The 10,225-nt window shown below is 69.6% G+C and carries 8 protein-coding genes and 3 pseudogenes; 9 read left to right on the top strand and 2 right to left on the bottom strand.

Translation table 11 applies throughout. The annotated features are described in order from the left end of the window. Window positions 1-63 precede the first annotated feature (63 nt). The 6 genes and pseudogenes from ACWEK3_RS33855 to ACWEK3_RS33880 all read left to right on the top strand — a co-directional run. Window positions 64-165: pseudogene (locus ACWEK3_RS33855) on the top strand (oxidoreductase); the annotation flags it as partial. A 363-nt stretch (window positions 166-528) separates the two neighbouring features. Then, window positions 529-996, top strand: a complete 468-nt coding sequence (locus ACWEK3_RS33860; RefSeq protein WP_358862811.1) for a MarR family winged helix-turn-helix transcriptional regulator — start codon at window positions 529-531, stop codon at window positions 994-996. Between the two features lie 690 nt (window positions 997-1,686). Next, window positions 1,687-2,658, top strand: a pseudogene (locus ACWEK3_RS33865) (MFS transporter); the annotation flags it as partial. A gap of 239 nt (window positions 2,659-2,897) precedes the next feature. Further along, window positions 2,898-3,944, top strand: coding sequence for a TIGR03571 family LLM class oxidoreductase (locus ACWEK3_RS33870; protein ID WP_453251416.1), 1,047 nt, complete (start codon window positions 2,898-2,900; stop codon window positions 3,942-3,944). A gap of 316 nt (window positions 3,945-4,260) precedes the next feature. After that, entirely contained in the window at window positions 4,261-4,692 is a 432-nt protein-coding gene (locus ACWEK3_RS33875) for a hypothetical protein (RefSeq protein ID WP_453251417.1), read from the top strand. Between the two features lie 4 nt (window positions 4,693-4,696). Then, window positions 4,697-4,954, top strand: a complete 258-nt coding sequence (locus tag ACWEK3_RS33880) for an IPT/TIG domain-containing protein (RefSeq protein ID WP_453251418.1) — start codon at window positions 4,697-4,699, stop codon at window positions 4,952-4,954. A gap of 12 nt (window positions 4,955-4,966) precedes the next feature. Here ACWEK3_RS33880 and ACWEK3_RS33885 read toward each other — a convergent pair whose 3' ends face one another. After that, complete coding sequence (locus ACWEK3_RS33885) at window positions 4,967-5,602, bottom strand: helicase associated domain-containing protein (RefSeq protein ID WP_453251419.1); 636 nt, start codon at window positions 5,600-5,602, stop codon at window positions 4,967-4,969. A gap of 339 nt (window positions 5,603-5,941) precedes the next feature. Then, entirely contained in the window at window positions 5,942-6,499 is a 558-nt protein-coding gene (locus tag ACWEK3_RS33890; RefSeq protein WP_450547582.1) for a hypothetical protein, read from the bottom strand. Window positions 6,500-6,598: 99 nt separating this feature from the next. Between ACWEK3_RS33890 and ACWEK3_RS33895 the strand changes: the two genes are divergently transcribed. The 3 genes and pseudogenes from ACWEK3_RS33895 to ACWEK3_RS33905 all read left to right on the top strand — a co-directional run. Further along, window positions 6,599-7,297, top strand: coding sequence for a TetR/AcrR family transcriptional regulator (locus tag ACWEK3_RS33895; protein WP_450547583.1), 699 nt, complete (start codon window positions 6,599-6,601; stop codon window positions 7,295-7,297). Window positions 7,298-8,624: 1,327 nt separating this feature from the next. Then, window positions 8,625-9,386, top strand: coding sequence for an SDR family NAD(P)-dependent oxidoreductase (locus ACWEK3_RS33900; protein WP_453251420.1), 762 nt, complete (start codon window positions 8,625-8,627; stop codon window positions 9,384-9,386). A 485-nt stretch (window positions 9,387-9,871) separates the two neighbouring features. After that, a pseudogene (locus ACWEK3_RS33905) lies at window positions 9,872-10,111 on the top strand (IS982 family transposase); the annotation flags it as partial. Window positions 10,112-10,225: the final 114 nt, after the last annotated feature.

The following is a 10,225-nucleotide window of genomic DNA, read 5'->3' on the forward strand; positions in this document are numbered from 1 at the left end:
GAGCCCCCTGGCCCAGGAGGCTCCAGGCCTCGGCGACGCGGCGATCGTGGGAATCGCTGAGGCGTATGCAACATGGTCGTCTACCTCGCCTCGCCCTACGCCTCCGCCGCCACCGGCGGCGCCCTGCGCGTCGACGGCGGCTATGTCGACTCCATCCTTCCCTGAGCCGTCGCCGACCACGGCGTCCCCGCCCGCCCAGTGCCAGGCCTGCGGCTCCTTCGAAGGCCGGACCCGCTTCGAGCGGGTCCGCAAGGAGACCGGCATGCCCGGGGCAGCCGTCGGCCTGATCACCGCGCATGACCGACCGACGGACCACACCCCGACCTCGCCCGCCGGCAGATGCGCGCCGGGGTGCCGCGCCTCGCACGGCGTCAGGTTCCCTCACCGACGGCGGCCGGGGCGTGCCGCCGTCGGTGAGGGAACCCGGGCTGACAGATGATTGCATTAGCTCTATATGGGCTGTAGCCAATATTTCACTCCATGGCTTATCCTGCATTCCAGCCACACCCGGAAGGAGACCTGGACCCCATGACCGCCACAGACCCAGCACTCACCGCCCTCGCCAGCGGATGGGGCGCCCTCTCCCTCCTGCACGGCAGGATCGAGGCGCACATCGAGCGCGCACTGCAGTCCAAGCACGGCCTGAGCGTCCGGGAATACTCGCTGCTCGACGTGCTGAGCCGCCAGCACGACGGCGAAGGCGGCCATCTGCAGATGAAGCAGGTCGCCGACGCGGTCGTGCTCAGCCAGAGCGCCACAACCCGCCTGGTCACGCGCCTGGAAGACCGCAACCTGCTGTCCCGATACCTGTGCCCGACCGACCGCCGCGGCATCTACACCAACGTCTCCGAGGCCGGCCTGAAGCTCCTGGAGGAAGCCCGGCCGACCAATGACGCCGCCCTCCGGGAAGCCCTCGACGAGGCCGCCAAGAACCCCGAACTGTCCTCGCTGGTCGCGGCGGTGGAAGCGGTGGACGCTCCGTCGCGACGCCCGTAGACCCGAGCGACCCGATCGACCGATTCCAGCAGTGCGCGGGGACCCTGCAGCCACCGGTCGGGCAATGAGCGTGTCACGCGGCTCGCACTGGCACCTCTACCGGGCGGGGCGGAAACCCGCCGGTTCGGCCTTGGCGCGCCCTTGAGCGATGGGGCGGCGAGCAGGTTCCGGGCCGCCGGGTCACCGGACCGCCGCCGCCAGGCGCCCAACGTGCAGGGCAGGCCCTTCGTCGCGCGGCGCGCGCACGCGATCGCCGCAGGGGTCGGCTCAGGCGGGGCAGCACCGCCCAGAGCGGCCGCATCCGTCGCAGGCGGGTTGGCCACGGCCCTCGGTCGGCCTCGAGACCGACCGCGGACACCGACGCCCCCCACCCCCGCACCCCCTTTCACACCCCACGCGTAACGGCGGATCCGCACGACGGCGGAGCCACTGACACGAGCCGGTCGATGCCGCTCAGAGCTCATCGGCAGCCGCACGCGCAGTGTCGGCGTCGGGCGCCATCGCACAGTTCTCCGCCCCCCACTGCGTCCTGCCTGGGCGCGGGCAGGTTTGCGACACACAAGCCAACCCTGCGCGCTCACCGACACACCCCTGCGCCCACACATTGCCCGCGCTTGCACTTGTGGGCGTCTGCAATTATTTGGAGGCGTGCAAGGCGCTCGTTCAAGTAATCACAGAAGGGCTGAGCCCATACCCCTCGCACTCCTCGCCCTGGCTGTCGGGGCCTTCGGCATCGGCACCACCGAGTTCGTGATCATGGGCTGCTGCCCGAGATCGCCGCCGACTACGGTGTCTCCATCCCAACCGCGGGCCTGCTGGTCACCGGCTACGCCCTCGGCGTCGTCATCGGCGCACCACTGCTGACCGTGCTCGGCACCAAGGTCAGCCGCAAGCGGATGCTCATGCTGCTCCTGGCCCTGTTCGTGCTCGGCAACGTGGTCTCCGCCCTCGCCCCGACCTTCGGGCTGATGCTGACCGGCCGCGTCGTCGCCTCCCTCGCCCACGGCTCGTTCTTCGGCATCGGCTCCGTCGTCGCCGCCGATCTGGTCGCTCCGGACAAGAGGGCCGGCGCCATCGCCACCATGTTCACGGGACTGACCATCGCCAACATCGTCGGTGTGCCGCTGGGCACCTACATCGGGCAGGCCACGGGCTGGCGCACCACCTTCGTCGTCGTCGCCGCGCTCGGCGTGGTCGGGCTGCTCGGTGTCGCCAAGCTCGTGCCCGCCACGCCGCGGCCCGAGGGCGCGCACCTGCGCCGGGAGCTGACCGCGTTCCGCAACCCGCAGGTGCTGCTCGCAATGGCGATGACGGTGCTCGGCTTCAGTGGTGTGTTCGCCGCGATCACCTACATCGCGCCGATGATGACCCGTGTCGCCGGCTACTCCGACGGCGCGGTCACCTGGCTACTGGTGCTGTTCGGCGTCGGCATGTTCCTCGGCAACCTGCTCGGCGGGCGCTATGCCGACCGCGCGCTGATGCCCATGCTGTACGTCACCCTCGGCGGCCTCGCCGTCGTGCTCGCGCTGTTCACCTTCACCGCGCACAGCAAGATCCTCGCCGCGATCACCGTCCTCCTGGTCTGTGCCGCCGCTACAGAAGCGCCTGCTGGACCAGGCCCACGGAGCACCCACCCTGGCCTCGGCCGTCAGCATCGGCGCCCCCAGCTGGGCAACATCGTCATACCCAAGTCGGTCACCCCGGCCCGTATCCGCGAGAACTTCGACGTCTTCGGCTTCGAGCTCACGGCCGATGAGATGCAGGCCGTGGCCGCGCTCGACCGCGACCTGCGCACCGGCCCCCACCCCGACGAGCTCAACTGAGCCTGCAGCCCCCTCCCGCTCCGTTCCGGGCAGACCGCCCGGAACGGAACCCTGTGTCCGCCCCCGGAAGGACCCGCCATGGCATCCCCCCATCCCGCACTCGCCCGCCTGGCCCCCGCCGACGGGCGGCTCACCCTCGGTCTGGAACTGCCCCTCGACAACGACTGGGGTCCGGCGCGCCGGCGCACCGACCGCGCGGCCGGCCGCCCCTTCGGCGTCCCCGACCTGACCGGGCACACCCGGCTCGCGCAACTCGCCGACCGCCTCGGCTTCGCAGCCCTGTGGCTGCGCGACGTCCCGCTCTACGACCCCGCCCAGTTCGGCGACGCCGGAAGCGTCTTCGAGACCTTCACGCACCTCGGTCACCTCGCCGCGATCACGGAAAACGTCGTACTCGGCACGGGCGCTGTCGTCCTGCCCCTGCGCGAGCCCCGGCTGGTCGCCAAGGCGGCGGCCACCGTCGACGTTCTGTCGGGCGGCCGCATGCTGCTGGGCCTCGCCAGCGGCGACCGCCCCGTGGAATACCCGCTGTTCGAACGCGACTTCCAGACCCGCGGCACGGCGTTCCGCGAAGGTGTCGAGACGCTGCGCGCCGCCTGGCGCGGCGGCCCGCTGGAACTGCCCCGGGTCGGCCTCGGCGCGGACCGGCAGTTGGAGGTCCTCCCCAGGCCGGTCCATACGACGGGGATCCCGATCGCCGTCGCCGGAGGCGCGCAGCAGACGCCCGAGTGGATCGCCGAGCATGCCGACGCCTCCCTCAACTACCCCCGTGAACTTGGCGCATTGCGGCTGAAGATCCGTGAGTGGCGGCAGCGCACCGAGGACGGCGGCAAGCCGTACCTCACCCCCATGGTGCTGGCCCTCCAGGACGACGCCGACGCCCCGGCCCGCCCCATCCGACTGGGCCTCAGCACCGGCCGCAAGGCCCTGGTCGACCACCTGGAGACGATGGCCGGCCTCGGCGTCGCTCACGTCTCCTTCAACCTGCGCCCCAACGACCGGCCCATCGACGAGGTGCTGCACGAGCTCGCCGAGGACGTGCAGCCCTACTTCCCCACGCCGCCGGCCACGCCCGCCGACTTCGGCAGCCGGCTCGAAGCCACCGTCCCGAAACAGCGCGGCTGAACAATCCGTACGCCGCCCTGCCACCACCTCAGCGGACTTGCCGGTGTCGGCGACCTCATCACCACCTGCTCCTCACCGCTGTCCCGCTGCGCTGCACATCGAACCGGCGGAGCAGCTGAGGAGTGACTTTCGCGAAACGACGAGGTTGTACAGCAATCAAATCCATAGCCGTTTACTACGGTTCCGCTTTAAGTCGAACCCATTCCGATCGAGTGAATCAGAGAACACAAAGGGCCTGATATCCGTCAGGGTACCGAGTATGCGAATACATTGAAATGGAGATGCTTGACGATGAGTGAAGACTTAAGGAGCGAGCATGGCGGCGGCACAACAGGCCACTCCGATCACGCCTCAGGTGGCCATGACCCTGGCCGCCATCGCGGCAACTGGAGCGACTCCGCGCCCGTCTGGGGAAACCCTTCAAGCCCAGACCGATCGGATCAAGCTCGGCATCTCCCGGCAGTTCTCCAACTCCCCCCTGACGAAAAACTGGACACCGACGTGGCTCGCGCTGAGCCCGGACAACGCGAACATGGCGTACATCGCCAAGAACAACGACGGCTCGAACCAGTTTGCCGTGGTCGTCCGCGGGACAATCGCCAGCGTGACCGACATTCTCGAAGATCTCGACGTCGGCACGGTGGTGCCGTTCACCGCCCGGGACCGGCGTCGTCAACATGTATGTCACCAACCCCCTGGGCACCTCCCCGGCCGTCCCGCTCGGGCAGTTCGCCTACGGCCGGCCTGAACCCGTGGTGGTCACCGGCATCACACCGGACAGGGGCAAGGCCAACGACTCGGTCACCATCTCCGGCGCGGGCTTCGCGAAAGGCGCCACCGTGCATTTCGGGAAGAACGCCTCGCCATCCGTCCAGGTCGACTCGGACAAGATCGTCGCCAAAGCACCCCCGTCGGGCAAGGCTACGAGCACGACCGTGGACATCACCGTGACCGTGAACGGCTACTCGTCCCCCACCAGTCCAGCCGGCGAGTTCACCTACACCGGGTGACACCGGAGTCGGTCAGGTCACTGGTCCCGGACAGCGGTCGCCCCGCGGTCCGGGACCACATCGCGTCCGTGAGCCCAGTGGCCCGAACGCCGCTTCGCCATCGAAGGCGCCCGCGGCCCGGGCGGCACGCCCGCCCAGCAGCTGGCCGACGTAGGCGAGAACGTGGTCGGCGGCCTTGGCCTCGTCGAGGCGGTTGTGGGTGGCGAGGGAGCGCTGCTCGGCGAGGAAGGCTCCGGTGGGGGTGGTGGAGGGGGCGGCGAGGTGGCCGTGCGTGTGGTGGTAGTCGGCGGCGGCGGTGAGGCGGGCGCGCCAGGCGGCCTGGTGTTTATCCCAGATCATGGCGAGGGCGTCGAGTTCGGCGGTGAAGTCGGCATCCAGGCGGCCGGTGTTGTGGGCGTCGCGCAAGGTGGTGATGAAGCGGCCGACCTCGAAACCGACCGTGTCGATGTGGTCGGTGGGGACGTCGAGGTGGCCGTGGGCGTCGTGGAAGGCCTGGGCGGCGGTGAGGCCTTCGCGGCGGGCGCGGGAGAGCGGGCCGCGGGGGTTGAAGGAGATCAGGTCCATCGCGCGGGCGATGCGTTCGGGGTGGACGGTGAAGTCGAAGTGCCACCGGTGGGCGATGATGACGCTCGTCTCAAGTACGTCCACCGGCACCGCTTCGCCACCCGAGGTGGCCGTGGGCGTCGTGGAAGGCCTGGGCGGCGGTGAGGCCTTCGCGGCGGGCGCGGGAGAGCAGGCCGGGCGGCGTCGATGCACGACAAGAGCCGCACGGATTGGGAAGGTTGCGAAGCGATCCTGGGCCCGTGCGGCTTGGGTTCATCCTGCCGTGTCCGTGGATCTGGCGCGCGGCCCCCAGACCCCCAGCCTGGCCAGCCTCATGGCGCCGAACGCCATCCGCCGCACCGGCCTGCCGCCGAGCCGGACCCTGTCGGGCACATCCCGACTCGCGGGCCGCGCCTGGTCGTCGCGATCCTTGGTCGACACGGGTCAACTCCTGGGGGTCGAGCGGGACAGGCGGATCGCCGAGACGAGGAAGAAGATCCCGCCGAGCGTGGCGTAGCCGGCGAGAGCGGTCAGCGAGGGGTCGTCCTGTGAGGCGCCTCGAATGAAGGACCCGCCGGCCAGGACCGAGATGCCGCCGCTGACGATCATGGCCCACTGGCCGCCCATCGACCGGCGCGCGACGCCCACGAAGAGCTGGATGAGGCCGGAGACGACCGCCCACGCGCCCCAGACACGCAGCACGTCGGCGACGCCCGAGGTGCTGGCGACACCGACGCCGACGGCGGCGAACGCGCTGATGGCCATGTTGGCGTACAGGCCCTTGACCGGCCCGGCGGCGCGCGCCGACCTGGCGTCGACGACAGCCGCGGCCACGTCGAAGACGGGATAGAGGAACAGCAGCAGCTTGGTCCCGACGGTGAGCTCGGAGCCCGACACCAGCAGGAGCGCGGCCCACGCGGAGGCGAAGACGAAGCGGATGACGTACAGCCGGCGCAGGGCGGGCGTGGCGCCGATGTGCTCGGCGGAGGCGGTGGATGCCATGGGGTTCTCCAGTTTGCGAGATAGAGAGAACGATCTCTCTTGCTTGCAGCCTGGCATACGTTTTCCGCGAATACAAGAGAGAGCGTTCTACCCGCTACAATGGGTGCTATGACAAAGACGGAAGCTGGCACAGGCACGGGCAGGCGAGTCTCCGAGGCCCGGGAACGGCTCCTGAGGACCGCCGGACAGCTCTTCTATGCGGAGGGCATCCACACGGTGGGCGTCGACCGGCTGGTCGCCGAATCGAAGGTCACCAACGCCACCTTCTACCGCCACTTCCGCAGCAAAGAAGACCTGGCCGTCGCCTACATCGGAAGCGTCGACCTGGCGATCCGCACCCAGATCGGCTCCCTGATGGCCGCGGACGTGCCGACTGACGGCATCCTGCGGGGCATCGGTGCGTCCCTGGTCGAGCAGATCCGCTCGCCCGGTTACCGCGGATGCGCCTTCCTCAACGCGGCAGCGGAATTCCCGGATCCCGACCACCCGGTCCACCGTGCCATCGTGCAACACCGCGAATGGTTCCTGCAGACGATCACCAGACTGTTCGCCGAGATCACGGCCGCACAGGCCGAGCACGCCGGGCGGCACTTCGTCATGCTCCGCGACGGCGCGATGAGCGCCGGCTACCTCGGCGACCCCGTCCTGGCCGGCGAGACCCTGCTGCGCGGCATCGAAGGACTGCTGCGGATCCACACCGCCCGTGGGCTCGACGAGCGCGCCGCCTCCGCACCCGGCCAGGCCTCCTCGGCGGCCACGACGGTCTCCGACATCGAGTGCTCGCCGCCCAGCGCGTAACCGCGGCCAGGGGCGACCAGCCACGTTGAGCGCCGAGCGGGCTGCGGTCTACTGCCGGAACCTCGGCCCGTTGTCGGTCGGCAGTGGCGGAGCCAGGGGCAAGGCGGGGCCGATCTCCGTGACTTCTCGTGGCAGCGTCGGCCTTTCCGCTGGCCCCGTCTCCATCTCAAGTGGGACAGGACGCTGGTCCGCCAGGCGTCAGGAGGGCAGGCGCGGCAGTGATTATCCTGCCAGCGGTCCCTCAGCCAGTTCTGGGCACGTCGCTCCTGAGTCCCAGGCTGAACGTGAAGGCAGGCAACGTACTCCGGCAAGCCCTGAGGAGAGACGGCGCGCTCAGGAAGCAGCGGCGAAGTACCTCAACAGTCCACAAGAGACCTTTGCGGAACGTCCACCTGACACCCGCCGGAACTCCCCATACGTGGCCCCTCAAATGAGGACCTGCCGCTACCAGCAAGGCATGGACGACCACTGCTACACCCACAAGCAGGTGCACTGATCGTTCGCACCGCCTCGTCGAGGCTGTCGTCAGCGAGCGCCGACGAGACCGCGCCACGAGGTCATCGGCCGCATTCCTGCCTCGAGTCGGACGTGGCGGACCCGGGGCCGGGGCCCGTGGTGCGTTCTGGGTGCGGTCAGTTCTCTTCGGCCGCGGTGGCGGTGCGCCAGTCGGCGGCTTCGGCATCGGTCATGAGCAGCACCTGCGTCGCCCGCGCGCTCGCCGTTGACCTCCGGCGCCCCAGGGAGAGGCCAGCCCCGCCGAACAAACTGACGCCAGGCGCGGCAGAGGGTGCGGACGGTTGTCGGCCGGGTTGTCGGAGGGGATTTTCACGCGCGCAGCGAGGTGGCCGCGAGCCCGACGGCGGTCATGGCCGTACCGACGATGACCAGTGGCTTGCCGACCCGGTGCGCCAACCGGCCGCTGACGATCCCGGCAGGCCGACCCGGTACGTACGTGCCCGGAAGAGGTGGACGCCAACCAGCGGCCGGCGTCCGCACCGGTCCACCGCGCGCTCCCCGGTTGAGAGAGACGGGGATCCGACGCGCGGACCGCTCCCGATCTGCGCCCGATGGCGGCTCCCGTCCGAACCCGCGGTTCACCTCACGCCCATGTGACCGCCTGCGGGTCGCCTGTCCCGGTCGCCGCCCGTGAACCGTACGGGCCAACACGTACTGCCGTCCGAGGGATGCGGCGGTTGGATCCGGCGCGGCCGGGACACCTTCCTTGCCGGAGCACACGGAATACGCCCTGCCCGAGGGGAACCGGTGCCTGCGGGCTGCGCGCCGCATGCCCATCGCTCATCCGTGTGATTGCAGGAAGGACCTTGACGTGTCTGACCCCGTCGTCCTCATCACGGGCGCGCTCACCGGTATCGGCCGCGCCACCGCCCTCGCCTACGCCCGCCAGGGCGCGAACCTCGTGGTCTGCGGCCCGGACGCGGGTGAACAGCTTGCCGGGGAGTTGGCCGGCCTCGGCGTCCAGGCCGAGTTCGTGCGGGCCGACGTGCGCTTCGACGCCGAGGTGAGGGACCTCGTCGACCGCGCGATCGCGCGGTTCGGGCGGATCGACGTCGCCTTCAACAACGCCGGCACCGAGGGAACACCCGGCCCTGTCACCGAGGTGACCGACGATGCCTACCAGGCCACCTTCGATACCAACGTCAAGGGAACCCTGCTGTGCCTGAAGCACGAGTTCCGGGCCATGAGGGCACAGGGCGGCGGCAGCATCGTCAACGTCAGCTCCACCTTCGGCCTGATGGGTTATCCCGGGGCGGCCTTGTACGTCGGCAGCAAGCACGCCGTCGTCGGCATCACCAAGGCCGCCGCCCTCGAAGGCGCCGATCACGGTATCCGGGTCAACGCGGTCGCGCCCGGCTACACCCGCACCGCGATGTACGACCGGTTCACCGGAGACGACACAGCACGTGACGCGGTCGACTCGGTGCTGCCCATGCACCGGGCCGGCACCCCGGAGGAAATCGCCGCAGCCGTCCAGTTCCTAGGCTCGGACAAGGCGAGCTACGTCACCGGGCACATCCTGCTGGCCGACGGCGGCCTCATGGCAGGCGGGCCCCTGTTCCCAAGTTCGTGAACCACGGAGCCGGCACCGGCTGTGGCGGCCCCGGCGGAACGCGCTGCAAGCACGAGTCCGATCCGGCGTCCCGATCGCATCGTCCTGACACCGCCGAGGGCCAGGCACGGCGACCCGTGTCGTACGTCGCCGATCAGGCCTCGTCCGGCCACGTCGTCACCGTCTGGCCCTGCTCCTCATCGATGAGGGTGATGCGGGCGCCGGCATAGTGCCGTACTCCCCCACCCATGACGAGAACTTGCGGCGAGCGGTCGCCTCGCTCCCCCACCAGCCCTGCATCACCAGACGGCCGGCCGCCATCACGGTCAGATAGAAACGCTGAGAGTCATCCACGGCGGCCGCTCTCGTCGTCGATCACAACGATCGGCCACACCCGATTGGATCCTCGAAGGCGGCCTGAACCGCGACTCACCGCCTGTCGCCGTTCACGTCGGCGGCTGCCATATGGCAGGCAAACGCTGAAAAGGCGTGCCCCGGGACGTCGTCGCCCTGCGGGCGAGCCGGAGCGACCCGGCGCCCAGCTGTTCAAGCCGTTGCGGCAGGTCATCGAGTCGGTCAACGAAACCTTCAAGGGCCAGCTCAACCTCGAACAGCACCGAGGACGCACACCGGGCGGCGTGATTGTCCGCGTCATACAGCGCATCCTCGCTCTGACCGCCGCGATCTGGCACAACGATCACACCGACCAGCTCGTCCTGCGCTCATTGACCGCCTACGATCACTGACCCCTTGGAATCGATCATCTAGTGTCCTGCGCCGGGAATTCGATCAAGATATGTGGCGAGGCGTTGCAGGATCTCGTCGGCGTCCTTCGTCCAGACGAAGGGCTTCGGGTCCTT

This window comes from Streptomyces sp. NPDC004721, assembly GCF_053601495.1.